The organism is Streptomyces sp. NPDC045431, from assembly GCF_040646655.1.
Lineage (GTDB): Bacteria > Actinomycetota > Actinomycetes > Streptomycetales > Streptomycetaceae > Streptomyces.
Window position 1 is genome coordinate 250,977 of record NZ_JBEZAQ010000002.1, and the last position, 25,939, is coordinate 276,915.

Here is a 25,939-nt window from a genome sequence, read left to right on the forward strand (position 1 = left end):
CTCCGCGCCCCTCACCGGGCCCACGCCCCGTCCTCCCGTGCCCTGTCCCTCCGCGCCCCGTCCCCCCGCGCCCTGTCCCTCCGCGCCCCTCACCGGGCCCACGCCCCGTCCTCCCGCGCCCCGTCCCTCCGCGCCGCTCACCGGGCCTCCCGCAGGCGGGTCGCGAAAGTCAGGAGCGCGGCGTACTGGTCCGCGAGGGCCGCGGGGCCCGCGTCGGGGTCCTTGAAGTAGAAGCCGAGTTCGGGCACGGGCCCGGTCAGGCCGGCCTCGTGGGCGCGCGCCACCAGGCGGGCCAGGTCCAGGACCAGGGGAGCGGCGAGGGCGGAGTCGCAGCCCTGCCAGATGGTCTGGAGGATCATGCGGGACCCGAGGAAGCCGTCGAAGGCGATGTGGTCCCAGGCGGTCTTCCACTCCCCCAGCGCCGGGACGTCGTCGATGTGGACCTCGCCCTCCGGGGCGTGGCCCAGGATCTCGGCCAGGACGCGCTCCTTGCCGGCGTTCTTCGCGGCGGCGGCCGCCGGGTCGGCCAGCGCCGCGCCGTCGCCGCCGCCCAGGAGGTTGGTGCCGGACCAGGCCCGTACGGACAGGGCGCGCTGCACGAACATCGGGGCGAGGACGGAGCGCAGCAGCGTCTGGCCGGTCTTGCCGTCCCGGCCCGCGTGCGGGACGGCGCTCGCGGCCACGGCGTCGGCAAGGGCCGGTGCGCGCAGCCCGGTGGAGGGGGTGAAGTTCACGTAGGGGCAGCCGGCCCGCAGCGCGGCGGCCGCGTAGAGGGAGCTGGGCGGCAGCCGTACGTCGTCGGGATCGGGGACCGGCTCGGTGGAGGCGACGTTGACGACGACCGTGCGGGCCAGGCCCTGACGCGCGGTGAAGTCCGCGAGGTCGGCCGCGAACGCGGCGATGAGCGCCTCGTCGGTGCGCGTGTCGCCGGGCATCGGGCCGCCGGGGCGGATCTCGCCGTCCGCCGCGGCGAGTTCCGCCCGCACGGCGGCCGCCAGACCGTGCGGCAGGACGCCGGCCGCCGTCAGCTCCTCCGCCCGCTTGGGCAGCGGGCACTCCGCCGTGTCGTGTCCGCCGAAGACGAGGGAGGACAGGGCGGGCAGCCCGCTGTCCCGGAAGGGCGGTGTTTCGGTCACCATGCCCGTCGGCGGGTGCAGCCCCGCGGCGACCGCCGCGCATCCGGCCACCGCGGTCGTGGCCACGGAGCCTCTGGCTCCGACGAACCAGACCCCGACACGTCGATCGGCACGTGGATCAGCAGCGGACATGGCCGGCCTCCTCCATGAGGTGCGTGGAAGGCGGCGGGCGGGGGGTACGGCGCCTCCCCGCCCGCCGCCGGCTTCAGGACAGTTCCTTGAGCCGTATGTCGCGGAAGGACACCCGGTCCCCGGCTCCGTGGTTCTGCAGGCCGATATGGCCGTCCCTCAGGCTCCGTTCCGGGTCGGTGTTGGTGAAGTCGTTGATCTTCACGCCGTTGAGGAAGACCTGGAGGCGCTCACCCCTGACCCGGATCTCGTAGGTGTTCCACTGGCCGGGCGGCCGCAGCACCCGGTCACGGGCCTTCAGGTCGGCCGGCTTGAAGCCGTAGACGGCGCCGGTCGTACGGTCCGCGGCGTCCGTCGCGTCGATCTGGATCTCGTAGCCCTTGTGCACCGCCGACCAGGGGTCGTCGGAGGCCGGGAAGCCGACGAAGACGCCCGAGTTGTCGTCGCCCTCCGCCTTCCAGTCCAGTGTCAGCGAGTACGACGAGAACGACCTCGCCTGGTACCACAGCAGCCCCATGCCGCCCTCGGTGCGCAGCTCTCCGTCCACGACCTTGAAGCTGCCCGGCCCGGCCTGCTTCCAGCCCTCCAGAGTGTGGCCGTTGAAGAGGTCCCGGTAGCCGGTACGGGGCGAGCAGTCGGCGCGGACCTGTCCGGTGGCGTAGCGCAGGCCGCCCAGCAGGTGCTGCCGGAAGGCCGGTTCGGCGTAGGACTCGGCGGTGTGGCCGCCTCCGGTGTAGAAGGCGCGGCCGCCTTCGTAACTCTGGCACCAGGCGATCGGGTGGTCGCCCTTCATGGTGCCGCCCTGGTAGGTGGTCTCGTCGAGGGTGGCGAGGACGCGGGCCTGGCCGCGCGGGTTGGTGCGGTAGTTGTACCACTCGTCGGTGCGCTCCCAGCCTGCCGCCGGGACGTCCTTCATCGCCGGGTGGTCGTGGTCCTCCACCCGCACCGTGGCGGGCTGGACGTGCGGGTGCGAGGCGAAGTACGCGCCGACGAGCCCGCCGTAGAACTCCCAGTCGTACTCGGTGTCCGCGGCCGCGTGGATGCCGACGTACCCGCCGCCCGTGGTGACGTAGTTCTCGAACGCCTTCTGCTGCTCGGCGTTGAGCACGTCACCCGTCGTCGAGAGGAAAACGACGGCGTCGTACCGCGCCAGGTTGCTCGTGGTGAACTGGCGCGCCTCCTCCGTCGCGTCGACGGTGAGGTTGCCGGCCGCGCCCAGCTCCTTCAGGGCGGCGATGCCGGCCGGGATGGAGTCGTGGCGGTACCCGGCGGTCTTGGAGAAGACCAGGACCCGCTTGGCGGTCCGGTCGACCGGGGTGTTCGACAGCTCGAAGTCGTCCACGTCGTACAGCGCTCCCGTCCCGCCCTTGAACACCAGGAACAGCTCGGTGGTCCGCTTCGGCACGGACCGCAGGGGTACGTCGACGTCCTGGAAGGTCTCCCAGCCGCCCGTCACCGGCACCGGCGCCGAGCCGAGCAGGGTGCCGCCGGCCGATCCGGCCCGTACCTCCAGGAAGCCGCCCGCGCCGCCGGAGGAGATCCGGGCGGTGAGCTTGGTGGAACCGGCGAGCAGGTAGGGCTTGAAGGAGATCCAGTCGCCGTCGTCGATGTCGCCGACCGTCCGGCCGCCGTGCGCGGCGGCCTTGTCGTACGTCCGGATCCCCGACTGTGCCGTGAAGTGCTCCGCCTGCCGGTGGCGCGGCTGCAGCTGCGCCTGGTCGTGGCTGGTCAGGGCGGCCTGGCCGCCACCCCCGCCGTCGGTGTACTCGGCGTCGAAGACGCCGAAGATGTTGGCGTTCGGGTCGTGTCCGCCGTCCGCCGACGTCTTGATGGTGCCCGAGCAGCCCTGGGCGGAGGTCACCGGGTGACCGTGGCTGTCATGGCCGAGGATGTACGTCACCTTGACCTTGGCGCAGTCGATCGTGCCGTCCTCGGGGTCGGTGACGGTCACCTTGAAGGGGATCTCGTCCCCGAAGGAGAACAGCGCGCCGTCCTGCGGAAGGTCGAGCGTCACCTTGGGCGCGGTGTTGCCGACGACCACGTGGACGCTGGCGGAGCCGGTCCGTCCGCTCGGGTCGGTGGCGGTGACGGTCGCGGTGTAGGTGCCGTTCCTCCGGTACGTGTACGTCGGATGGGCGGCCGTCGACGTGCCGGTGCCGTCGCCGAAGTCCCAGCGGTAGGTGAGGGCGTCGCCGTCGGCGTCGGCCGTGCCCGCCGAGGAGAAGGCGACCCGCAGCGGTGCCTTGCCGGAGGTCTTGTTCGCCGATGCCTCGGCGACGGGCGAGCGGCCGCCGGTGGCGTTCTCGATCCGGTACAGGCCCGCGTTCTCGTCGCCGCCGAACCAGGCGGTGCCGTAGTCGAGGACGTACAGCGCCCCGTCCGGGCCGAAGGCCATGTCCATCACCTGGGTGCCGGTCCACGGCACCGGGTTGATGGACTGCACCGCCCCGTCCGCACCGTGTTCGATGCGCTTGATCCAGCGGCGCCCGAACTCGCCGGCGAAGAAGTCCCCGTCGTACGCCTCCGGGAACTTCACCGGCGACGTGTTGGCGGGGTCGTAACGGTAGACCGGTCCACCCATCGGGGACTCCGACCCGGAGCCGAACTCGGGCAGGGACCCGCCGTCGTACGGGATCCACGCGGGCTCGGCGGGCGGCAGGTCGACGAGGCCGGTGTTGAGCGGCGAGTCGTTCCTGGGCGCGGCGCAGTCGAAGGCGGCGCCGGAGGTCTTGGTGGCGAAGTCGTAATCGACGTACGGGTCGTTGTCGCCGGTGCAGAACGGCCAGCCGAAGTTGCCGGGCTTGGTGACGCGGGCGAACTCGACCTGACCTGCCGGGCCGCGCGCGGGGTCGGCGGTGCCCGCGTCGGGCCCGTAGTCACCGACGTACAGCACGCCCGTCTTCCGGTCGACGCTGAAGCGGAAGGGGTTGCGGAAGCCCATGGCGTAGATCTCGGGCCGGGTCTTCGCCGTGCCGGGGGCGAAGAGGTTGCCGTCCGGAACGGTGTACGAGCCGTCGTCGGCGACCTTGATGCGGAGGATCTTGCCGCGCAGGTCGTTGGTGTTGCCGGAGGTGCGGCGGGCATCGTAGGCGGGGTTGCGGCCGGGGCGGTCGTCGATGGGGGTGTAGCCGTCGGAGGCGAAGGGGTTGGAGTCGTCGCCGGTCGACAGGTAGAGGTTGCCCTGCGCGTCGAAGTCGATGTCGCCGCCGACGTGGCAGCAGATGCCCCGGGTGGCCGGGATGTCGATGACCTTCTTCTCGCTGGTGTTGTCGAGCGTGCCGTCGGCGTTGAGGGTGAAGCGCGAGAGGCGGTTGACGCCTTCGTACTTCGCGAAATCGGCCGCCGTGCCGCCGTTGGGGGCGTCCCCGGCCGGGGTGTCGAGCGGGGGCGCGTAGTAGAGGAAGATCGCGCGGTTCCGCTCGAAGCCGGGGTCGAGGGCGATGCCCTGGAGGCCCTCCTCGTCGTGCGAGTAGACCGGGACCGTGCCGATGACCCTGGTGTTGCCGGCGGCGTCGGTACGCCGGAGCTCGCCGCTGCGCGAGGTGTGCAGCACGCTGCGGTCGGGCAGCACGGCCAGCGACATCGGTTCGCCGACCTCTTCGCCGCCCTTGGCGAGGGTGACCTGCTGGAACTGCTCCTCGGCGGACACCTCGCCGGGGGTCGCCCCGGCAGGGGGCGACGCGCCGAGCGCGAACGACGTCAGGGCGAGCAGGCCGCCGGTGAGGAGAGCGAGGGCCTTGCGCCCTCCGAGCTGCTTTCTGTGCACGAATGTCCTCCGGAAAGGGCCGGTGGTACGTGTCGTGGGGCCGGGAGCGTCCGGGGACCGGCGTGCGCCGTCACGCTGGTCGGGTCCTGCGGGTGTCGTGTCCTGTGGGTGTCGTGTCCTGTGGGTGTCGTGTCCTGCGGGTGTCGTGTCCTGCGGGTGTCGGGTCCTGTGGTGTCCCGCGACACCTCAGGGACCGTAGCGGGGTTGTTCCGGGACCGAAAGCCCTTGCGCGCGACTTCGGTTGGACTTTCTCCCGGGGAAGGACAAAGCCGGGTCCGGGCAGGCCGGACCGGCCCGGCGGACGGTCCGCCGCCGGGCTCCGGCCTGCCGTTACGGGTTACTCAGCGCCTCCGAAGGCGGCGTCGAAGGAGGTGGCCGGCGGCTCGAAGTCGTACCGCTTCAGCGTGGCAAGCGCTTCCGGAGCACCCTGCAGCCGGTCCATGCCGGCGTCCTCCCACTCCACCGACACCGGCCCGTCGTAGCCGATGGAGCGCAGCATCCGGAACACGTCCTCCCACGGCACGTCACCGTGCCCGGCCGACACGAAGTCCCAGCCGCGCCGCGGGTCCCCCCACGGCAGGTGGGAGCCGAGGCGGCCGTTGCGGCCGTCCAGCCGCCGCCGCGCCTCCTTGCAGTCCACGTGGTAGATCCGGTCCCGGAAGTCGTAGAGGAAACCGACGGGGTCGACGTCCTGCCAGACGAAATGGCTGGGGTCGAAGTTCAGTCCGAAGGCCGGGCGCCGGTCCACCGCCTCCAGGGCGCGGTGCGTGGTCCAGTAGTCGTACGCGATCTCGCTCGGGTGGACCTCGTGGGCGAAGCGCACGCCCTCCGCGTCGAAGACGTCCAGGATCGGGTTCCAGCGCGCGGCGAAGTCCTCGTACCCGCGCTCGATCATCCGCTCCGGGACCGGCGGGAACATCGCCACCAGGTGCCAGATCGACGAGCCGGTGAAGCCGACGACGGTCCGTACGCCGAAGGCGGCCGCCGCCCGCGCGGTGTCGGCGAGCTCGCGCGCCGCCCGCTGCCGCACGCCCTCGGGGTCGCCGTCACCCCAGATCCTGGGCGGCACGATGGCCTGGTGGCGCTCGTCGATCGGGGCGTCGCAGACCGCCTGGCCCACCAGGTGGTTGGAGATCGCCCAGCACGTGAGCCCGTACGTGTCGAGCAGGGCCCGCCGGCCTTCCAGGTAGGAAGGATCGGCGAGGGCCTTGTCGACCTCGAAGTGGTCGCCCCAGCAGGCGAGTTCCAGACCGTCGTAGCCGAAGTCGCGGGCGAGCCGGCAGACCTCCTCCAGCGGCAGGTCGGCCCACTGGCCGGTGAAGAGGGTGAAGGGACGGGGCACAGCGGACCTCCTACAGCGGTACGGGGGTGTAGACGGCGTTCTTCTCCGCGCTCTCCTCCACGGCCGCCAGCACCCGCTGCACCTGCAGCCCGTCGGCGAAGGAGGGGACCGGGCCGGCTCCCGCGGCGATGGCGTGCACCAGGTCGCGCGCTTGGTGCGTGAAGGTGTGCTCGTACCCGAGGGCGTGGCCCGGCGGCCACCACGCCTCCAGGTACGGGTGGTCCCGCTCGGTGACGAGGATCCGGCGGAAACCGGCCGACTCGGCGGGATCGGCCCCGTCGTAGAAGGACAGTTCGTTCAGCCGTTCCAGGTCGAAGGCGAGCGAGCCGCACTCGCCGTTGAGCTCCAGGCGCAGGGCGTTCTTGCGGCCCGCCGCCATCCGGGTCGCCTCGAAGGTGGCCAGCGCCCCGGAGGCCAGGCGCCCGGTGAACACGGCCGCGTCGTCCACCGTGACCGCCCCGCGCTCGGCGCCCCCCGACGCCGAGAGCCCGGCCGACGCCCCGGCGAGCAGGGGCCGCTCCCGTACGAAGGTCTCCGTGAGCGCCGAGACCCCCACCAGCCTCTCCCCCGCCACGTACTGCGCCAGGTCCACGATGTGGGCGCCCAGGTCGCCGAGTGCGCCCGATCCGGCGTGCTCGCGCCGCAGCCGCCAGGTGAGCGGGAAGTCCGGATCGACGAGCCAGTCCTGGAGGTACGTCACCCGGACGTGCCGCAGGGCGCCGAGGCGCCCCTCCGCGACGAGCTGCCGCGCGTACGCCATGGCGGGCACGCGCCGGTAGTTGAAGCCGACCATCGCCACCTGGCCGCGCCCGCGCGCCCGCTCGGCGGCCGCGGTCATGGCCTCGGCCTCGGTGACCGAGTTGGCGAGGGGTTTCTCGCACAGCACGTGCTTGCCCGCCTCCAGCGCGGCGATGGCGATCTCGGCGTGGCTGTCGCCGGGGGTGCAGACGTCCACCACCTGTACGTCGTCGCGCGCGACGAGGTCCCGCCAGTCGGTCTCGGCGGCGGCCCAGCCGTGTCTGTCCGCGGCCGCCCGCACGGCCGCGGCGTCGCGCCCGCAGACCGCGGCGAGGACCGGCCGCAGCGGCAGGTCGAAGACCCGGCCCACGGTGCGCCAGCCCTGGGAGTGGGCGGCGCCCATGAACGCGTACCCGACCATGCCGATGCCGATGGTCCGTTCCCGCTGTGCCTCCTGCGCCTCCTGCGCCTCCTGCGCCTCCGGCGGTGCCTCCTGCTGTGCCATACGGGTTCCTCCTCGTCGTGTGCGCGGTGGGGGCGGGCGGACCAGGGGTCAGCTGAAGCCCGTGGGCAGGTACTCGTCGACGTTCTCCTTGGTCACCACCGCCGAGTACAGGGTGATCGAGGCGGGGATCTCCAGCTCGGACATGCCGCCGATGCCCTTCTTCTGGCCCAGTGCGCGGGCCAGGTCGATGGCGGACGCGGCCATGGTCGGCGGGTAGAGGACGGTCGCCTTGAGCACGCTGTTGCCGGCCTTGATGGCGTCCATCGCCGACTTGGCCCCGGCCCCGCCGACCATCAGGAAGTCGTCGCGGCCCGCCTGCTGGATGGCGCGCAGCGCGCCCACGCCCTGGTCGTCGTCGTGGTTCCACAGCGCGTCGAACTTCTGCTGGGCCTGGAGGAGCTGGGCCATCTTGGCCTGGCCGGACTCGACGGTGAACTCGGCGGCCTGCCGCGCCACCTTCCGGATGTTGGGGTAGTTCTTCAGGGCGTCGTCGAAGCCCTGGGTGCGCTGCTTGGTGAGCTCCAGGTTGTCGAGCCCGGCCAGCTCGACGACCGTGGCGTCCGGCTTGTCCTTGAGCTGTTCGCCGATGTACCGGCCGGCGTTGAGGCCCATGCCGTAGTTGTCGCCGCCGATCCAGCAGCGGTACGCCTGCGGGGACGCGAAGATCCGGTCGAGGTTGATCACGGGGATGCCGGCCTTCATGGCCTGGAGGCCCACCTGGGTGAGGGCCTTGCCGTCGGCCGGCAGGATCACCAGCACGTCGACCTTCTTGTTGATCAGGGTCTGGATCTGCCCGATCTGGGTGGCGGTGTCGTTCGACCCTTCGGTGATCTCCAGCGTCACCTCGGAGTACTTCTTCGCCCGCTCCTTGGCGTTGACGTTGATGGCGTTGAGCCAGCCGTGGTCCGCCTGCGGCCCGGCGAAGCCGATGGTGACGGGCTCACCCGGCTTGTCGTCGGCGGCCGGGGCGTTGTTGGTGGCGGGCGTGGAGTTCTTGGGTTCGTTGCTGGTGCAGGCGGTGAGGAGGGCGCCGGCGGAGACGGCGGCGGTGCCGAACAGCAGCCCTCTGCGGCTGGTTTGTGGCATGGCGGTGGAACCCTTCCGGTAGGGCGGTGTCACACGGGGCAGGGGACGGGGCGAGGGAGGTGGCGGGGTGTCAGGCCTCGCCGGGGCCGCGCGCGGTGCGGCGCTGGACCAGGACGGCGGCGACGATGATCGCGCCCTTGGCGATCTGCTGGACATCGCTCTGGAGGTTGTTCAGGGCGAAGATGTTGGTGATCGTGGTGAAGACGAGGACGCCGAGCACGGAGCCGACGATCGTGCCGCGCCCGCCGCTCAGCAGCGTCCCGCCGATGATCGCGGCGGCGATGGCGTCGAGTTCGTACAGGTTGCCGTTGGTGTTCTGGCCGGAGCCGGAGAGGACGATCAGCAGGAAGGCGGCGATGCCGCAGCACAGCCCGGACAGCAGGTAGAGGTAGAGGCGCTGGCGGCGTACGTCGATGCCGGCGAGCCGGGCCGCCTCGGCGTTGCCGCCGACGGCGACCGTGCGCCGCCCGAAGGTGGTCCGGTTGAGCACCAGCCAGCCGATGACGGTGACGGCGGCGAAGACCAGCACCAGCGGCGGCACACCGAGGAGGTACGCGTCCGGGACACCCAGGTCGAGGACCGACTGGACGGTGACGATCTGGGTCCTGCCGTCGGTGATCTGGAGGGCGAGGCCCCGGGCCGAGGCGAGCATGGCGAGGGTGGCGATGAAGGGCACCATCCCGCCGTACGCGATGAGCAGGCCGTTCACCAGGCCGCAGCCGAGCCCCACGACCACGGCGGTGAAGAGGATGCCGGCGAAGCCGTACTCCTGGGTGGCGACGGTGGTGGCCCAGACGGAGGCGAGGGCGACGATCGCGCCGACCGACAGGTCGATGCCGCCGCTGGTGATGACAAAGGTCATGCCGACGGTGACGACGCCGATGACGGACGCCTGGGTCAGCACCAGTTGGAGGTTGGAGCCGGCGAGGAACTGGTCCGGCTTGGTGATGCCGCCTACCGCGACGAGGACGGCGAGGACGCCCAGCAGGGACAGGTTGCGGACGTCGGCCCGCAGGCCGAGGGACGGTCGGCCACCGGCTTTGCCGACGGGTGGTTCGGCGGTCGTGACGGGCGCGGACTGCGTCATGACGTCGGGCTCCCTTCCATGACGAGGTCGAGTACGCGGTGCTCGTCGAGCTCCCGGGCCGGTGCGGTGTGGACGACGTGACCTTCGCGGAGCACCAGCACCCGGTCGGCGAGGCCCAGCACTTCGGGGACCTCGCTGGAGACGAGCAGGACGGCGAGCCCGTCGTCGGCGAGGCGCCGGATGACGGCGTACAGCTCGGCGCGGGCGCCGACGTCGACCCCGCGCGTCGGCTCGTCGAGGAGCAGGACGCGGCAGCCGCGCAGCAGCCAGCGGGCGAGCACGGCTTTCTGTTGGTTGCCGCCGGAGAGGGTGCGGACCGGGGCGTCGGGGTTGTCGGGGCGCAGCGACAGCTCGCGGGTGGCGCGGCGGGCGGCCGCGCGCTCGGCGGTGCGGTCGAGCCAGCCGGCGCGGGCGAAGCGGGGCAGGGAGGAGACGGAGACGTTCCGGGTGACCGACTCCAGCATGAGCAGGCCCTGTGCCTTGCGCTCCTCGGGCGCGAGGCCGAGCCCGGCGCGGACGGCGGCGCGGACGCTGCCGGGGCGCAGCGGCCTGCCGTCGACGAGGACGCGCCCGGCGGTCGGGCGGCGGGCGCCGTAGATGGTCTCCAGGATTTCGGAGCGCCCGGAGCCGACCAGTCCGGCGAGGCCGACGATCTCCCCGGGGTGCAGTTCGAGGTCGACCGGCGCGAACTCGCCCGTACGGGCCAGTCCTTCGGTCTTCAGGACGGGCACCCGGGTGAGGGCGGGGGCGGCGGGGGGCCGCTCGGGGAAGACGTACGCGACGTCGCGGCCGGTCATCATGGCGACGATGTCCCGGGTCGGGGTGTCCTCGGCGGGCAGTCCCCCGGCCACGGCACGCCCGTCCTTGAGGACGGTCACCCGGTCGCCGATGCGCCGGATCTCCTCCAGGCGGTGGGAGATGTAGACGACGGCGACGCCGCCGGCGGTGAGGTCGGCGACGATCCGGAAGAGGTTGGCGGTCTCGTCGGGGTCGAGGGCGGCCGACGGCTCGTCCATCACGATGAGCCGTACGTCGTGGGAGAGCGCGCGGGCCATGGAGACGATCTGCCGCTGGGCGGCGGAGAGTTCGCCGACCGGGCGGGCGGGGTCGATCTCGGGGTGGCCGAGGCGGCGCAGCAGGGTGGCGGTGTCGGCGCGGGCGCTCCTGCCCCGCACGACGAAGCCGGCGGTGGTCGGCTCGTGGCCGAGGAAGACGTTCTCGGCGACCGACAGGCCCTCGACCAGGTCGAGTTCCTGGTAGATGGTGGCGATGCCGAGGCGCATGGCGGCGATGGGGGACTTGAGGGTGACGGGTGTGCCGCGCCAGGTGATCTCGCCGCCGTCGGGCTGGTGGGCGCCGGCGAGCACCTTGATGAGGGTGGACTTGCCGGCGCCGTTCTGGCCGAGGAGGCAGTGGACCTCGCCGGCGCGGACCTCCAGGTCGACGCCGTCGAGGGCCCGGACGCCGGGGAAGGCCTTGGTGATGCCGGACATGGTGAGGAGCGGTGGTTCTGGTGTTGCCATGACGAATCCCCTCGGCGGGCGGGTGCGGTGCCGGTGAGTGGACAGGGCGGGGTACCAGGTGTGCGCGCTGTACGTGTGTGCCGTAGGTGCGTGCTGGGCGTGTGTGCTGTACGTACGGGGTGGGGCGTAGGGCGTACGGGGTGGGGCGTACGGGGTGGGGCGGGTTCCCGGGCGGTGCGGCTCAGGCCGGGGAGAACAGGTGGTCGCTGATGAGCCGGGCGGCGCCGATGACTCCGGCGGCCGCGCCCAGCTCGCCGAGCACGATGGGCAGGTTGCCGGTGGCCAGGGGCAGGGAGGTGCGGTAGACCTGGGTGCGGACGCTGGCGAGGAGGGTGTGGCCGAGGCCGGTCACCCCGCCGCCGATCACCACCAGGCCCGGGTTGAAGAAGGAGACGAGCCCGGCGATGACCTGGCCCACTCGGTTGCCGCCCTCCCGGATGAGGGCGAGTGAGGTGGCGTCCCCGGCGGCCGCGGCCGCGGCGACGTCCACGGCGGTGAGCCGCCCCGCCGCCACCAGGCGCCGGGCGAGCTCCTCGGACTGGCCGGCGCGCGCCGCGTCCTCGGCGTCGCGGGCCAGGGCCGCGCCACTGAAGTGGGCCTCCAGGCAGCCCCGGTTGCCGCAGGCGCAGGCGCGGCCGTCCGGGACGACCTGGATGTGGCCGATGTCGCCGGCGCTGCCGGTCGTACCGCGGTAGACCTGGCCGCCGACGACGATGCCGCAGCCGATGCCCGTGCCGATCTTGACGCAGAGGAAGTCGCCCACGGAGCGCGCGACGCCCGCGTGCTGCTCCCCCATCGCCATCAGGTTCACGTCGTTGTCGACCATGACCGGGCAGCCGAGTTCCTGGCTGAGCGCCTCGCGGACCGGGAAGCCGTCCCAGCCGGGCATGATCGGCGGCGCGACCGGTACGCCCTCGGGGAAGCGGACCGGTCCGGGCACGCCGATCCCGGCGCCGTCGAAGCCTTCGGCGAGGCCGGACGCCCGGAGCTTGGCCGCCATGGCGAGCACCTGCTCGAAGACGGCGACCGGGCCCTCGCGCACGTCCATGGGGTGGTTCAGGTGGCCGAGGACCTCCAGCTCGGCGTTGGTGACGGCCACGTCGATGGAGGTGGCGCCGATGTCGACGCCGAGGAAGCGCAGTTGGGGCGCGAGGCGGATGTTGTGCGAGCGCCGTCCGCCGCGCGAGGCGGCGAGGCCGTCGGCGACCACGAGGCCGGTCTCCAGGAGCCGGTCCACCTCGACGGCGAGCTTCGAGCGCGACAGGTCCACCTGGTCGCCCAGTTGGGCGCGGGAGTTGGGGCCGCCGTCGCGCAACAGCCGCAGCAGCCGCGCCTGGTGCGCGTTGGCGGGTCGAGCCGTCATCCGTCTCACGCGCCCCTCCCCGCCGTGTGGCCGGCCTCCGTCGGCTTTCGGTGGGGAACGTAGCAGCGCTTTGCCGCAGGGGGAAGAAGTTGCGCGGCAATCCGTGCGAACTTTCTCCACACCGAGGACAAAGCCGGTGCGCAGCCGGGGTCCGGGTCCTCTCAGGGGATCCGGACGACCTGGCCCGCGTACGAGAGGTTCCCGCCGAAACCGAAGAGCAGCGCGGGCGCCCCGGAGGGCAGGTCGCCGCGCTCGACGAGCTTGGCGAAGGCCATCGGGATGGAGGCGGCCGAGGTGTTGCCGGACTCGGTCACATCGCGGGCGATCACGGCGTTGACCGCGCCGATCTTCCGGGCGACCGGTTCGATGATGCGCAGGTTCGCCTGGTGGAGCACGACCGCGGCGAGCTCCTCGGGCGCGACACCCGCCCGCTCGCACACCCGGCGGGCGATCGGCGGCAGCTGGGTGGTGGCCCACCGGTAGACCGTCTGCCCCTCCTGGGCGAAGCGCGGCGGGGTGCCCTCGATCCGGACGGCGTGACCCATCTCGGGGACCGAGCCCCACAGGACGGGGCCGATTCCGGCGTCCGGTGCCGCCTCGACGACGGCCGCGCCCGCTCCGTCGCCCACCAGGACGCAGGTGGTGCGGTCGGTCCAGTCGGTGACCTCGGTCATCTTGTCGGCGCCGATGACGAGCGCGCGGGTCGTCGAGCCCGCCCGTATGGCGTGGTCGGCGGTGGCGAGGGCGTGGGTGAAGCCCGCACACACCACATTGAGGTCCATGGTGGCGGGCGAGCCCATGCCGAGCCGGGCGGCGACCCGGGCCGCGGTGTTCGGGGAGCGGTCGATCGCCGTGGAGGTGGCGACGAGGACCAGGTCGACGTCGGCGGGGGTGAGCCCGGCGGAGGCGAGCGCCTTGGCGCCGGCGTGCGCGGCCATCTCGTCGACCGGCTCGTCGGGGCCGGCGACGTGCCGGGTGCGGATGCCGACCCGGCTGGTGATCCACTCGTCGCTGGTGTCGACCAGCGCGGTGAGGTCGTGGTTCGTCAGTACCTTGGCGGGCTGGTAGTGCCCGAGCGCGGCGATACGAGTGCCCGTCATGCCCGGGACCCCCTTGGTTGTGCGATGCGTGGCCCCCAGTCTTGCCAGCGACTCGTGAGTAACCGGGCAGCCTTTCCGACAGGAATTACGGCCGCACCTTGGAGATTCCGCAACATCGTTCGATCGGGGCGGCCGGGGCCGCCGGCCCGGGAGGCCCGTGGGTGCAGGAGAATGAGGTCGTCGAGGCCGCGCCAGAACCGAGGCCACCAGAACCACGGAGAGAACCGGGGCTGATCAGCAATGGGACGGGTCACCGAGCGCCGCCGCGTCATCCGCATCCGCGACGGGGCCGTCTCGGCGCGTCCGGACACCCTGGTCGCCGAGGAGCCGCTGGAGATCCGGCTGAACGGCAAGCCCCTCGCGATCACCATGCGTACGCCGGGTGACGACTTCGCGCTCGCGGCCGGTTTCCTGGTCAGCGAGGGGGTGCTCGGCTCGGCGGCGGACGTGCGCGCCATCGTGTACTGCGCGGGCGCCCAGGACGACGGGACGAACACGTACAACGTGGTGGACGTGCAGCTCGCGCCGGGGGTCCGGGTGCCGGACATCACGCTGGAACGGAACGTCTACACGACGTCGTCGTGCGGGCTGTGCGGCAAGGCGAGTCTCGACGCCGTCCGCACCACGGCCCGCTTCCCGATCTCCGACACTCCCCCGCTGCGGATCGAGCCGGCGCTGCTGGCGGAGCTGCCCGACCGGCTGCGCGGGGCGCAGCGGGTCTTCGACCGGACGGGCGGGCTGCACGCGGCCGCCCTGTTCTCGGAGACCGGTGAGCTGCTCGACGTACGGGAGGACGTGGGGCGCCACAACGCCGTGGACAAACTCGTCGGCCGCGCGCTGCGCGAGGACCGGCTGCCGCTGGACCGGGCGGTCCTGCTGGTGTCGGGCCGGGCATCGTTCGAGCTGGCGCAGAAGGCGGTGATGGCCGGGATCCCGGTGCTGGCCGCGGTGTCGGCGCCGTCGTCGCTCGCCGTTGACCTGGCCGCCGAGACGGGCCTGACGCTGGTCGGCTTCCTGCGCGGCCCGAACATGAACGTGTACGCGGGCGAGGAGCGTATCGCCCTCACGGCGGAGACCTCCCAGGGCTGACGGCCGGGACCGACGGCCGGCGCCGGGCCCCGGGGGGTGTCTTCCGGATCAGGCCCTAGTTCCGGGGCGGGTCGATCATCTGGAGTGCGAGTGTCTCCGGGGGTGCGGCGAGGCCGGGGCCGCCCGCCGCGACCCAGGCCAGGATGTCGTCCAGGCAGTCGTCGTCCAGCGCCCAGCCCACCCACGCGGCGCGGGCGCCGCGCCGTCGGCCCTCGGTCGAGGGCTGGACGACCACGACGTTGGCCTGGCCGCAGGGGCCGAGGCAGTCGCTGGTGCGGACGGCGAGGCGCCCGCCGGACGCGGCCGCGGCCTCGCGCAGCCGCCGCAGCTGACCCGCGTGGTCGGTGCCGGGGTTCTTGCGGGCGTCACCGCAGCAGCAGCCCCGGCAGACGACGAGGGAGCAGGGGCGGGAGGCGCCGGGGCGTATCCAGGTGCGGCCGGAGTGGGGTGCGGGCATGGCCTCACGGTAGCGGCCTTCGTGATCATCATGCGGCGGCGGGGTGCGCGATCCGCTTCAGCAGGGCGACGAACCGGTCGCGTTCGGCGGGTTCGAGACCGGCCAGGAGTGCGTCGTTGGCGCGGTCGGCGGCGAGTTCACAGAGGCGCAGGCGGCTGACGCCGTCGCGGGTGACGGTGATGGCGTTCTTGCGGCGGTCGGTGGGGTCGGGGGCGCGGGTGACCAGGCCCTCGGCCTGGAGGTCGTTGAGGATGCCGACCATGTCCTTGGGGTCGATGGCGAGGCTGCGGCCGAGCTCCGCCTGGGCGACCGGCCCGAGCTCGGCCACGGCGGACAGGACGGCGTGGTGCCACATCTTCATGCCGTGTTCGGCGAGGGCGGCGGCGACGAGCGCGCGGCCGCGGGCGGCGGCGCGGCCGAGGAGCCAGCTGGGCAGGGCGGTGATGCGCGAGGGGGTGGGCGGGGTGTCTGCCATGCCCTCAGCCTACGCCGAAACCGTTGGACTTCCCCACGATTTCTCGCCTACCGTTGGGCGAACCATCGATTTCGGAGAAGGCGGTGGGCGTCATGCGGCGTGTGCGGTACGAGGTCAACGGCGGCCCCGAGGTGCTGTTCCTGGAGGAGGTCGCGGCCCCGGTGGCCGGGCCCGGCGAGCTGCTGGTGCGGGTGGAGGCGATCGGTGTCAGCCTCCCGGCCGTGAAGCGGGTTCGGGAGGCCGCCGAGCCCCTGCCGCTGGGCGGCGAGGTGGCCGGCACGGTGGAGGCGGTCGGCGAGGGCGTGACCGGCTTCGCGGCCGGCGACCGGGTGACGGGGATCTGCTTCACCCACGGCTACGCCGAACTCGCGGTCCTGCACACCTCGATGGCCTCGGTCGTGCCGGACGGCGCGACGGCGGTCGACGCGGTCGCGCTGGTACGTAGCGGGCTCGTGGCGCGGGGCGCGTGGGAGGCGGCGCGGCCGGTGGCGGGCGAGTCGGTGCTGGTGACGGGAGCGGCGAGCGGGGTCGGACAGCTGGCGGTGCAGCTGGCCCGGCTGAACGGCGCCTCCCGGGTCGTCGCGGCGGCGGGCTCGGCGGCCAAGGTGGAGTTCCTGTACGGGCTCGGCGCCGACGAGGTGGTCACGTACGGGGACTCCTCCTGGGGCGAGCCGGTCGACATCGTGCTCGACGCCGTGGGCGGCGACCTGCTCACGCCCGCGGTCGCCGCCCTGGCCCCGGGCGGCCGGCTCGTCGCGTACAGCTCCGGCGGCGGCACCGTGGCGGCGTACGACCTGCTCGTCGGCGCCAAGTCGGTGATCGGCTTCCAGATGGCCCACCTCGTGCGCACCCGTCCCGCCGCGTACGCGGCGTGGCGCGACGAGCTGTGGCGCCTGCACGCGGAGGGCCGCCTGCGCGCGGCCGTCCACGCCGCGCTGCCGCTGGAGTCGGCCGCCGAGGCGCACGCGCTGATCGAGGCCCGCGCGAACCAGGGGAAAGTGGTCCTGGTGCCGTGACCGTGGCCCGTGACCCGCGACCGTACGCGGTCAGCGGCGCGCGGTCTCCGGGGCGGACGGGTGGCGCGGCGGGTCGGGCTCCGCTCCCGGCTCCGGCACCGGGTCCCCGTGGTCCGCGTACCGCTTGGCGATCGCGGCGCAGACCATCAGCTGCATCTGGTGGAAGAGCATCAGGGGCAGCACCGCCAGCGAGGCGTGCGCGCCGAAGAGCACGCTCGCCATCGGAAGCCCGGCCGCCAGGCTCTTCTTCGAGCCGGCGAACTGGATCGTGATGCGGTCCGCCCTGGCGAAGCCGAGCCGGCCCGCCCCGTACCACGTCAGTGTCAGCATCACGGCGAGGAGCACCGCCTCCACGCCCAGCAGCGCCGCCAGGCGCGGCGGGGTGACCTGGTGCCAGACGCCCTGGACCATGCCCTGGCTGAAGGCCGTGTAGACGACGAGCAGGATCGAGCCCCGGTCGACGTACCCGAGCACCTTCTTGTGGCGGGTCAGGAATCCGGCCACCCAGCGCCGCAGCGCCTGCCCCGCCAGGAACGGCACCAGCAGCTGCACGACGATCCGCAGCAGCGAGTCCGCCGAGAAGCCGCCGTGCGCTCCCAGGAGCACCGCCACCAGCACCGGCGTGAGGACCATCCCGGCGAGCGACGAGAAGGACCCGGCGCAGATCGCGGCGGGTACGTTGCCGCGCGCGATCGAGGTGAACGCGATCGACGACTGGATCGTCGACGGCACCAGGCACAGGAAGAGCAGGCCGCCGTACAGCTCGGACGTCAGCACGGAGGGCACCAGGCCCCGCGCGGCCAGCCCCAGCAGCGGGAAGACCGCGAACGTCGCCGCCAGCACGGTCACGTGCAGCCGCCAGTGCCGCAGTCCGTCCAGGGCCTCGCGGGTCGACAGCCGCGCCCCGTAGAGGAAGAACAGCAGGGCCACCGCCCCGGTCGACGCCCCGCCGACGACGTCGGCGGCACCGCCCGAGGCGGGCAGCAGGACCGCCAGGACCACGGTGCCGAGCAGCGCCAGGACGTAGGGGTCGATCAGCGGTCCGAGGATGGCGACGGCTCGGCGGCCCACGTGCTCCCGGCCCGTGTACTTCCGGCCCGTGTACTTCCCGTTCATGTACTCCCGTGCTCTCCGGTCAGGTCGTGCCCCCGCCATCGTCCCCCCGGCCGCGGCGATCGGGAAACCCGCACACCACGCTGACTGTCATCACGATGCGCGATGAGCGGCGGTAGGCTGGCCGCGTGTACGACCCGGTCCAGCTGCGTACCTTCCTCGCCGTCACGCAGACGCTCAGCTTCACCCAGGCCGCCCGCCGGCTGGGCCTGCGCCAGTCGACGGTCAGCCAGCATGTGCGGCGCCTGGAGGAGGCGACCGGGCGCCGGCTCTTCACCCGGGACACGCACAGCGTGGAGCTCACCGAGGACGGCGAGGCCATGCTCGGCTTCGCCCGGACGATCCTGGCGGCGCACGAGCGGGCGTCGGCGTATTTCACCGGCACACGGCTGCGCGGGCGCCTGCGCTTCGGGGTCTCGGAGGACTTCGTACTGACGCGGCTGCCGGAGGTTCTGGAGGCGTTCCGCCACGACCACCCCGAGGTGGACCTGGAGCTCACGGTCGGGCTCTCCGGCACGCTGCACGAGAAGCTGGCGGCGGGCCGCCTCGATCTGGTCCTGGCCAAGCGGCGCGGCGGCGACACCCACGGCCGGCTGGTCTGGCACTCCACGCTGACGTGGATCGGCGCGCCCCGGTACCGGCTGGACCCCGGGCGCCCGATTCCGCTGATCGTCTTCCCGCCGCCGGGCATCACTCGGGCCCGCGCCCTGGAGGCCCTGGAGGCGCACGGCCGCCCCTGGCGTGTCGTCTGTACGAGTACGAGCCTGAGCGGCCTGATCGCCGCGGCCCGCGCGGGCCTGGGCGTGATGGCCCACACCCGTGGCCTGATCCCCCCGGGCCTCGCCCCGATTCCGCCGCGGGCGGGGTTGCCGGACCTCGGCGACGTGGACTTCGTCCTGCTCACCGGCCATCCGCGGGGCCCGGCCAAGGAGGCGGCGGACGCCCTCGCCTCGGCGATCCTGGCGGGCGGGGACCGGCTGCACGGGCAGAGCGCGGCGTAGTCCGCCGCGGCGGGAACGGCCGGACTCGGCACCGGCGTACGCGCCCCGGCGTGAGCGGCTCGTACAGATTCCGTGGAGATTCGCGCACCGCCACCTGACTGTGGAGTCAGGTCGGGTCCAGGGCGCGTCTGACCTGTAGCGATGCCGGGGTTCCGGTACACCGAAGCCCTCCCGTCGCACCGGTCCGTGGGGTACCGTCACCCTCCGCTGTGCGGAGCGCCACAAGGAGCAGCCATTGCGCGAGTTCACTGTCCCCCCCATGGCGACGGCTCCCCTGGTCGGCGGGCTCGCCGACGCCGTGTTCGACCACGCCCTGGACGATCCGCACCGCGTCGCGCTCGGCCGCAAGGGCGCCGACGGGCAGTGGGGCGACGTCACGTCGCTGGAGTTCCGCGACGAGGTGCTGGCGCTGGCCAAGGGCCTGATCGCGCACGGCGTACGGTTCGGCGACCGGGTCGCGATCATGTCCCGTACGCGCTACGAGTGGACGCTCTTCGACTTCGCGCTGTGGACGCTCGGCGCCCAGTCCGTACCGGTCTATCCGACCGCCTCCGCCGAGCAGGTGCACTGGATGCTGCACGACGCCGGGGTGACCGCGTGCGTGGTCGAGCACGAGGACCACGCCATGACCGTGGGTTCGGTGGTCGACCGGCTGCCGCGGCTGCAGCGGCTGTGGCAGCTGGACGCGGGCGCGGTGGCCGAGCTGGTGGCGGCGGGCGCCGGCATCGACGAGGAGGTGGTGCAGCGCCACCGGCGGGCGGTGACGCCCGAGTCGATCGCGACGGTCATCTACACCTCCGGGACGACGGGCCGCCCCAAGGGCTGCGTGCTCACCCACGCCAACTTCATGTTCGAGACCGACACCCTGGTCGACCGGTGGGAGAAGGTGTTCCGCTCCCGGCCGGGCGACGAGGCGTCGACGCTGCTGTTCCTGCCGCTGGCGCACGTCTTCGGGCGGATGGTGGAGGTGGCGGCGGTCCGCAGACGCGTGAAGCTCGGCCACCAGCCGGTGCTGACGGCGAGCGAGCTGCTGCCGGACCTGGCGGCGTTCCGCCCGACGTTCGTCCTGGCCGTGCCGTACGTCTTCGAGAAGGTGTTCCACGCGGCGCGCCGGTCGGCCGAGGCGGCCGGGAAGGCGGCACCGTTCGACAGGGCCGTCGAGGTGGCGGTGCGCTACGCCGAGGCGCTGGAGCACAAGGCCTTCGGCCTGGGCCCCGGTCCGTCGGCGGCCCTGCGCGTACAGCACCAATTCTTCGAGAAGCTCGTGTACGGCAAGGTCCGCGACGCCCTCGGCGGCCGGGTGCGGCACGCGATGTCGGGCGGCTCGGCCATGTCCCGGCGCCTCGGCCTGTTCTTCGAGGGCGCGGGCGTGACCGTGTACGAGGGGTACGGGCTGACCGAGACCACGTCGGCGGCGACCGCGAACCCTCCCGAGCGCGCCCGGTACGGCACCGTCGGGCAGCCCGTCCCCGGGACGACGGTGCACATCGCCGACGACGGCGAGATCTGGCTGCGCGGCCCGCACGTCTTCTCGGGGTACCTGGGCGACCCCGACGCCACCGACGCCGTGCTGAAGGACGGCTGGCTGGCCACCGGCGACCTCGGCCGGCTCGACAAGGACGGCTATCTGACCATCACCGGGCGGAAGAAGGAGATCCTGGTGACCTCCGGCGGCAAGAGCGTCTCGCCGGCCGCCCTGGAGCAGCGGGTGGGCGCCCATCCGCTGGTCGCGCAGTGCGTCGTGGTCGGCAACGACCGCCCCTACATCGCGGCGCTGGTCACCCTCGACCGGGAGGCGGTGGAGCACTGGCTCGCCATGCAGAACCGGCCGCCCCTGCCCCCGGCGGAACTGGTGCGGGACCCGTCGCTGGAGGCGGAGATCCGGCGGGCGGTGGTGGCCGCCAACACGACGGTGTCGCAGGCCGAGTCCATCCGTACGTTCCGGATACTGGCGCATCCGTTCACCGAGGAGCACGGACTGCTGACGCCGTCGCTGAAGCTGAAGCGCCGGGCGATCGAGACGGCGTACGCGGGCGAGATCGACGCCCTGTACCCCTGAGGGGAGGCGGCGGCGCGGGGAATAGGTGCGGGGCGGGTGATCGTTGCACCCCCACGTATGCAGAAAGACCACGACGTGAGGAACGACCACTCGTGAGCAAGGCCCCCTCCATCACGCTCAACAACGGCGTCGCCATGCCGCAGCTCGGCTTCGGCGTCTGGCAGGTCCCGGACGACGAGGCGGCGAAGGCGGTGGGCACGGCCCTCGACGCCGGTTACCGCTCCATCGACACGGCCGCGATCTACGAGAACGAGAAGGGCACCGGCCAGGCCATCGCCGCCTCGGACCTCCCCCGCGAGGAGCTCTTCGTCACGACGAAGCTCTGGAACAGCGAGCAGGGGTACGACGCCACGCTGCGCGCCTTCGACGCCTCGCTGGGCCGGCTGGGCCTGGAGTACGTCGACCTGTACCTGATCCACTGGCCGCTGCCGTCGAAGGACGTGTACGTCGAGACGTACAAGGCGTTCGAGAAGATCCTCGCGGACGGCCGCGCCCGGGCCATCGGTGTCTCCAACTTCCTCCCGGAGCACCTGGAGCGCCTGATCGGGGAGACGTCGATCGTGCCGGCGGTCAACCAGATCGAGCTGCACCCGCATCTGCAGCAGGCCGAGAGCCGCGCGTTCCACGCCCGGCACGGCATCGCGACCGAGGCGTGGTCGCCGCTGGGCCAGGGCAAGGGTCTGCTGGACTCCCCCGCGCTGGTGGCGATCGCCCGCAAGTACGACCGCACCCCGGCGCAGGTGGTGCTGCGCTGGCACCTCCAGGCCGGAAATGTGGTGATCCCCAAGTCCGTGACGCCGTCGCGGATCCGGGAGAACATCGACGTCTTCGACTTCGCGCTCGACGCCGACGACCTGGCGGCCGTCGCGGCCCTCGACGAGGGGCGCCGACTGGGCCCGGACCCGGCGACGTACGACGTCTGCTGAACCTGCCCTTCGGGGCGACGGCGGCGCGGTCGCGTGTGCGGCCGCGCCGCCGTCGCGCTCTTCAGGAGGCGCTCGTCACGAGGCGCTCCTCAGGTCGCGTTTCTCAGGTCGCGTTTCTCAGGTGGTGAGCAGGCGGTTGAAGAACGACCGGTACTTGCGCAGCGCCTTGCGCAGTTCCTCGGTGTCCACCTCCTCGCCCCGGTTCCACTGACCCTCCAGGTCCTTCTTGTGATCGGCGAAGGTCGAGGCCAGCTGCTGCATGACGTCCGCGACGAGCGCGTCCGCCTTGTGCACGGCCTCGCGCGGGTCGTCGACGAACTGCGTCTGGACGTCCTGCCAGCGTTCGCGGAAGCTCTGCTCGTCGTCCGGGGCCAGCAGCCTCGGCGCGTCTTCCTCCTCCGCCTCCGCGTGTGCCGAGGCGGCGGCCGTGCCGGCGGCTCCTTCGGTCTGCTCCGCCGGCGCCGGCTCCGGCGCGGTGCTCTCGCCGGGGAAGGCGGGAACCCCGGTCTCCTCCTGCGGGGGCTGCGGCTGCGGCTGGGCCAGGTCCTCGGTGGACAGACCACTCTCGGTGGGTTCCGGTAGGTCCTCGCGTTGCATCTCTCCTCCCTTCACCTCTGCCCGTGGTCGGACAGCAACTCGTCGAAGAGCGCGCGGTAGTGCACCATGGCTCCGCGCAGCTGCTCGGTCGTCGCCTGGTGCTTCATGCTGAGCTGGTCGACTTCGTGGGCGGCGCGGTAGTGCTCGATGGTGCGGCCGTGCTCGACGGAGAGATCCCTGATCCGTTGGTTCAGGTTCTCGGTCGGGTAGCCGCGCTCGCGCATCAGGGACGCGACCAGGAGGTCCGCGTCCTGCACGGCGTCCTCCGGACGGTCCACGAACTCGCTCTGCACGCGCTGCCAGTCCCGGGAATAGCGCTCCCGGGCGTCGCCCGTCAGCGGCCTGATGTCCAGCTCGCCGTGGCGTTTCTCGCGCTCGCTCAGCTCCCGCTCGGCGGCGAGCCGGCTGCCGCTGTCCTCCACGGTGCGTTCGTACTCCGGACCGAAACGCTCACGCAGGCGACGGCGGCGGGACACGACGAAGGCTGCTGCGGCAACGACGGCGAGCACCACCACGATGGGAATGATGATCGCCAGGAGGGTCCCTGTTGACATCGGACCGACCCCCTCGTTGATGGCCGGTATGCCTCTCCAGCGTAGCCCCGCACGCACCGGAGCAGTGAGATGAAACGATTGTCATTGGCCTTGCCTCGCTAAGGTAGGGCCCCATGACCGAAGCCGTCCCCGAGCGCGGGCAGCCGCGCGAGCGTGCGCGTGAGGACGCGCGTGCCCGCGCCCGTGGCGCCGCGCCGTCCGCGACACCGCCGTCCGTCCTCGTCGCGGGCGGCGTTTCGCTGCTTCTGATCGCGGTGCTCGTCCTCCCCCTGCTCTCCCACCCCGGGTTCCTGGCGTGGCAGACCATCTGCGTGGCGCTCACCGTGCAGGCGCTGCCCTTCCTGCTGTTCGGCACCGTGATCTCGGGCGCCGTCAACGCCTTCGTACCCGCGCGGGTCTTCAGCCGGGCCCTGCCGCGCAACCCCGCGCTCGCGGTGCCCGTCGCGGGCGCGGCGGGTGTGGTGCTGCCCGGCTGCGAGTGCGCGTCGGTTCCGGTCGCCGGGAGCCTGATCCGGCGCGGGGTGACCCCGGCCGCGGCCTTCGCGTTCCTGCTGTCCGCGCCCGCCGTCAACCCGATCGTGCTGGTCTCGACCGCCGTCGCCTTCCCCGGGCAGCCGCAGATGGTCGCCGCCCGGCTGGTCGCGTCCCTGGTGACGGCGGCCGCCATGGGATGGCTGTGGCTGAAGTGGGGCAAGGCGGAGTGGCTGAAGATGCCCGCGCGCCACACCGGGCACCAGGCCGGGCACAGCCGCTGGGAGGAGTTCCGCCTCGGCTTCCAGCACGACTTCCTGCACGCGGGGGGTTTCCTGGTGGTCGGGGCGATGGCCGCGGCCACCTTCAACGTCCTGGTGCCGCGCTCCGTGCTGGAGCTGTTCGCCGGATCACCGTGGCTGTCGGTGCTGTTCCTCGCGGCGCTCGCCATCGTGCTGGCCGTCTGCTCGGAGGCCGACGCCTTCGTCGCCGCCTCCCTCACGGGCTTCTCCCCCACCGCGCGGCTCACCTTCATGGTGGTGGGCCCCATGGTCGACGTGAAGCTCATCGCCCTCCAGGCCGGGACCTTCGGCCGTGGCTTCGCCGTGCGCTTCTCGGCCGCGACCGCCGTGGTGGCCGTGGCCTGCGCCTGCCTGACGGGGTGGTGGCTGCTGTGAGACGCCACATCCAGGCGGCCCTGCTGCTCCTCGCCGGGTCGGCCGTGCTGCACATCGCGCTGCTCACCCAGCTCTACCTGCGGTACGTGAAGGAGGGCCTGCGGCCGTACCTGATCGCCTCCGGCGTGCTGCTGCTGGTCCTGGGCGTGGTCGGCGCCGTACGGGACGGGCTGCCGTTCGCGGCCCGGCGCACGGACGAGGAACCGGCGGAGGGGTCGGCCCAGCCCGACGACGACCACGGTCATGGGCACGACCACCGCGGCGGGCCGCGCGTCGCCTGGCTGCTGTTCCCGCCGGTCCTGGCACTGCTGCTGTACGCCCCGCCCGCCCTCGGCTCGTACACCGCGTCGCGCGAGACCGGCAACGTGATCGCCCCCGTATCGGAGTTCAACCCGCTGCCGGACGCGGACCCGGCGCCGCTCGCCCTGTCCGGGTTCATCGCGCGCGTGCAGCAGGACCGCGAGGGCAGCCTCGCCGGGCGCACCGTGATGATGACGGGGTTCGTGACCCCGGTGCCCGGCGCCAAGGACGGCTCGTGGTACCTCAGCCGGCTCATCGTCAGCTGCTGCGCGGCCGACTCGCAGTCCCTGCGCATCCGGATCCACGGCGTCCCGGCCCCGCCCGCCGACACCTGGGTGACGGTGACGGGGACCTGGCATCCGGGCGGCACGCTGGGGACGGCCACGGCAGCGGTGGCGCTGGACGCGACGAGCGTGCGGCGGACATCGGAGCCGATCAGTCCGTACCAGGACACGCCGCCCGTGCCGTGACCGTGCCGCGGACGGTCAGCCCCGGCGTGCGGTGTGCACCGTGCGGGCGGTGAGCAGGAAGACGTCCGGCCGCTGGTGCAGGCCCTGCGGCTCCGCCGGGTCCAGCAGACGGTCGAGGGCCGCGCGGTCCTCGGCGTCCAGCCGTTCGCCGAGGGTGTGGCGGTGCCGGGTGAAGTGGGCGAGGACGTACTCGCGTACGGCGTCGGGGACGGGCGCTGGTACGTCGTGGAGGAACGAGCGCGTGCCGCTCGGCGTCAGGCCCGCTCCGGCCAGCAGCGCCCGCCAGTCGTCGGGCTCCTCCTTGGCGCCGGGCAGCGCCGCCCGCATCTCGGCGAACCAGTCGGCGTGCGCGGCCTCCATCCGGGCCTCCAGGCCCGGGCGCCCGATCCCCGTGTGCTGCGGCAGGTGCCGGCCCGCGAGGCCGCCCTCGGCGACCGCGAGGAGGCCGCCGGGGCGCAGCAGGGCCGCCAGCCCGGCGACGGCGGCGCGCTGGTCGCCCAGGTGGTGCAGGGAGCCGGCCGCCCAGACGAGGTCGGCCGGGCCGAGCGCGGCGATGTCGTCGGGGAGCTGCGCGTGGAGCGTGGTGACGCGGTTCAGGCCGAGGCCCGCCGCCCGGTCGCGGGCGCGCTCCAGCAGCTCGGGCGTGGCGTCGACGGCGACGACCTCGGCGTACGGGAACACCTCGGCGAGCAGGCACGACAGCACGCCGGGGCCACTGCCGACGTCGAGGACGCGGCGTACGCCGGTGGCCGGGGCGAGCTCGCCGAGCCAGGCCGCGGCCTGCCGGTACAGCGGGGTCTGGAGCTCGGCGCCGCGCTCCAGCAGCGGCAGCATCTCGTTCCAGTCGATCTCGGTGTCGTGGTGGTGAGGGCTCATGGGCACAGCCTGCGGTGGAGGTGTCGCGGAGGCGAGCTTTGTTGCCGTTCCGGCAACGCGGCCCGCCGCCGCTCGGACCACCA

Annotated in this window: 22 protein-coding genes; 7 read left to right on the forward strand and 15 right to left on the reverse strand. The window is 72.9% G+C overall.

Features of this window, described 5'->3' with window-relative positions; genetic code table 11:
* Positions 1-137: 137 nt before the first annotated feature.
* The 9 genes from AB0A69_RS05505 to AB0A69_RS05545 all read right to left on the reverse strand — a co-directional run bounded on the left by AB0A69_RS05505 (position 138) and on the right by AB0A69_RS05545 (position 13,775).
* A complete protein-coding gene (locus tag AB0A69_RS05505) occupies positions 138-1,268 on the reverse strand; it encodes an inositol-3-phosphate synthase (protein WP_361415625.1) in 1,131 nt (376 codons plus the stop codon).
* Positions 1,269-1,341: 73 nt separating this feature from the next.
* The gene (locus AB0A69_RS05510; RefSeq protein WP_361415627.1) at positions 1,342-5,031 is read right to left on the reverse strand and encodes a ThuA domain-containing protein; all 3,690 of its coding nucleotides are present in this window, start codon (positions 5,029-5,031) and stop codon (positions 1,342-1,344) included.
* Between the two features lie 337 nt (positions 5,032-5,368).
* On the reverse strand, positions 5,369-6,373 hold the full coding sequence (locus tag AB0A69_RS05515; protein ID WP_361415629.1) for a sugar phosphate isomerase/epimerase family protein: 1,005 nt from the start codon (positions 6,371-6,373) through the stop codon (positions 5,369-5,371).
* 10 nt (positions 6,374-6,383) lie between these two features.
* Entirely contained in the window at positions 6,384-7,532 is a 1,149-nt protein-coding gene (locus AB0A69_RS05520) for a Gfo/Idh/MocA family oxidoreductase (protein WP_361416808.1), read from the reverse strand.
* Between the two features lie 132 nt (positions 7,533-7,664).
* Positions 7,665-8,702, reverse strand: a complete 1,038-nt coding sequence (locus AB0A69_RS05525; protein ID WP_361415631.1) for a substrate-binding domain-containing protein — start codon at positions 8,700-8,702, stop codon at positions 7,665-7,667.
* 70 nt (positions 8,703-8,772) lie between these two features.
* Entirely contained in the window at positions 8,773-9,789 is a 1,017-nt protein-coding gene (locus AB0A69_RS05530) for an ABC transporter permease (protein WP_361415633.1), read from the reverse strand.
* Complete coding sequence (locus AB0A69_RS05535; protein WP_361415635.1) at positions 9,786-11,312, reverse strand: sugar ABC transporter ATP-binding protein; 1,527 nt, start codon at positions 11,310-11,312, stop codon at positions 9,786-9,788. Before AB0A69_RS05535 ends, AB0A69_RS05530 begins: the two co-directional genes overlap by 4 nt.
* Before the next feature lie 181 nt (positions 11,313-11,493).
* A complete protein-coding gene (locus AB0A69_RS05540) occupies positions 11,494-12,675 on the reverse strand; it encodes an ROK family transcriptional regulator (RefSeq protein ID WP_361415637.1) in 1,182 nt (393 codons plus the stop codon).
* A gap of 161 nt (positions 12,676-12,836) precedes the next feature.
* Positions 12,837-13,775: a beta-ketoacyl-ACP synthase III gene (locus tag AB0A69_RS05545; protein ID WP_361415639.1), complete on the reverse strand. Its 939-nt coding sequence runs from the start codon at positions 13,773-13,775 to the stop codon at positions 12,837-12,839.
* 240 nt (positions 13,776-14,015) lie between these two features.
* Here AB0A69_RS05545 and fdhD point away from each other — a divergent pair, with 240 nt between their 5' ends.
* Positions 14,016-14,864 (forward strand): formate dehydrogenase accessory sulfurtransferase FdhD, encoded by an 849-nt coding sequence (gene fdhD, locus AB0A69_RS05550; RefSeq protein ID WP_361415641.1) that lies wholly within the window; start codon positions 14,016-14,018, stop codon positions 14,862-14,864.
* A 55-nt stretch (positions 14,865-14,919) separates the two neighbouring features.
* Here fdhD and AB0A69_RS05555 read toward each other — a convergent pair whose 3' ends face one another.
* Positions 14,920-15,321, reverse strand: coding sequence for a (2Fe-2S) ferredoxin domain-containing protein (locus AB0A69_RS05555; protein ID WP_361415643.1), 402 nt, complete (start codon positions 15,319-15,321; stop codon positions 14,920-14,922).
* A 28-nt stretch (positions 15,322-15,349) separates the two neighbouring features.
* Positions 15,350-15,796 carry a MarR family winged helix-turn-helix transcriptional regulator gene (locus AB0A69_RS05560; RefSeq protein ID WP_361415645.1) on the reverse strand — a complete coding sequence of 149 codons (447 nt, stop codon included), beginning with the start codon at positions 15,794-15,796 and terminating at the stop codon, positions 15,350-15,352.
* 92 nt (positions 15,797-15,888) lie between these two features.
* Between AB0A69_RS05560 and AB0A69_RS05565 the strand changes: the two genes are divergently transcribed.
* Complete coding sequence (locus AB0A69_RS05565) at positions 15,889-16,812, forward strand: zinc-binding dehydrogenase (protein ID WP_361415647.1); 924 nt, start codon at positions 15,889-15,891, stop codon at positions 16,810-16,812.
* Positions 16,813-16,842: 30 nt separating this feature from the next.
* Here AB0A69_RS05565 and AB0A69_RS05570 read toward each other — a convergent pair whose 3' ends face one another.
* A complete protein-coding gene (locus AB0A69_RS05570) occupies positions 16,843-17,928 on the reverse strand; it encodes a bile acid:sodium symporter family protein (RefSeq protein ID WP_361415649.1) in 1,086 nt (361 codons plus the stop codon).
* Between the two features lie 125 nt (positions 17,929-18,053).
* On the opposite strand from AB0A69_RS05570, the gene AB0A69_RS05575 reads away from it, so the two are divergent.
* The 3 genes from AB0A69_RS05575 to AB0A69_RS05585 all read left to right on the forward strand — a co-directional run bounded on the left by AB0A69_RS05575 (position 18,054) and on the right by AB0A69_RS05585 (position 21,911).
* On the forward strand, positions 18,054-18,926 hold the full coding sequence (locus tag AB0A69_RS05575; protein WP_361415651.1) for a LysR substrate-binding domain-containing protein: 873 nt from the start codon (positions 18,054-18,056) through the stop codon (positions 18,924-18,926).
* Between the two features lie 259 nt (positions 18,927-19,185).
* A complete protein-coding gene (locus tag AB0A69_RS05580; RefSeq protein WP_361415653.1) occupies positions 19,186-20,985 on the forward strand; it encodes a long-chain fatty acid--CoA ligase in 1,800 nt (599 codons plus the stop codon).
* 92 nt (positions 20,986-21,077) lie between these two features.
* A complete protein-coding gene (locus AB0A69_RS05585; protein ID WP_361415655.1) occupies positions 21,078-21,911 on the forward strand; it encodes an aldo/keto reductase in 834 nt (277 codons plus the stop codon).
* Positions 21,912-22,028: 117 nt separating this feature from the next.
* Here AB0A69_RS05585 and AB0A69_RS05590 read toward each other — a convergent pair whose 3' ends face one another.
* Positions 22,029-22,508 (reverse strand): hypothetical protein, encoded by a 480-nt coding sequence (locus AB0A69_RS05590; protein WP_361415657.1) that lies wholly within the window; start codon positions 22,506-22,508, stop codon positions 22,029-22,031.
* Between the two features lie 11 nt (positions 22,509-22,519).
* Positions 22,520-23,062, reverse strand: coding sequence for a hypothetical protein (locus tag AB0A69_RS05595; RefSeq protein WP_361415659.1), 543 nt, complete (start codon positions 23,060-23,062; stop codon positions 22,520-22,522).
* Between the two features lie 113 nt (positions 23,063-23,175).
* On the opposite strand from AB0A69_RS05595, the gene AB0A69_RS05600 reads away from it, so the two are divergent.
* The gene (locus AB0A69_RS05600; protein ID WP_361415661.1) at positions 23,176-24,210 is read left to right on the forward strand and encodes a permease; all 1,035 of its coding nucleotides are present in this window, start codon (positions 23,176-23,178) and stop codon (positions 24,208-24,210) included.
* Positions 24,207-24,980, forward strand: a complete 774-nt coding sequence (locus AB0A69_RS05605) for a TIGR03943 family protein (protein ID WP_361415663.1) — start codon at positions 24,207-24,209, stop codon at positions 24,978-24,980. Before AB0A69_RS05600 ends, AB0A69_RS05605 begins: the two co-directional genes overlap by 4 nt.
* A 15-nt stretch (positions 24,981-24,995) precedes the next feature.
* Here the strand turns inward: AB0A69_RS05605 and AB0A69_RS05610 are convergent, their stop codons facing one another.
* The gene (locus AB0A69_RS05610; RefSeq protein ID WP_361415665.1) at positions 24,996-25,856 is read right to left on the reverse strand and encodes a methyltransferase; all 861 of its coding nucleotides are present in this window, start codon (positions 25,854-25,856) and stop codon (positions 24,996-24,998) included.
* Positions 25,857-25,939: the final 83 nt, after the last annotated feature.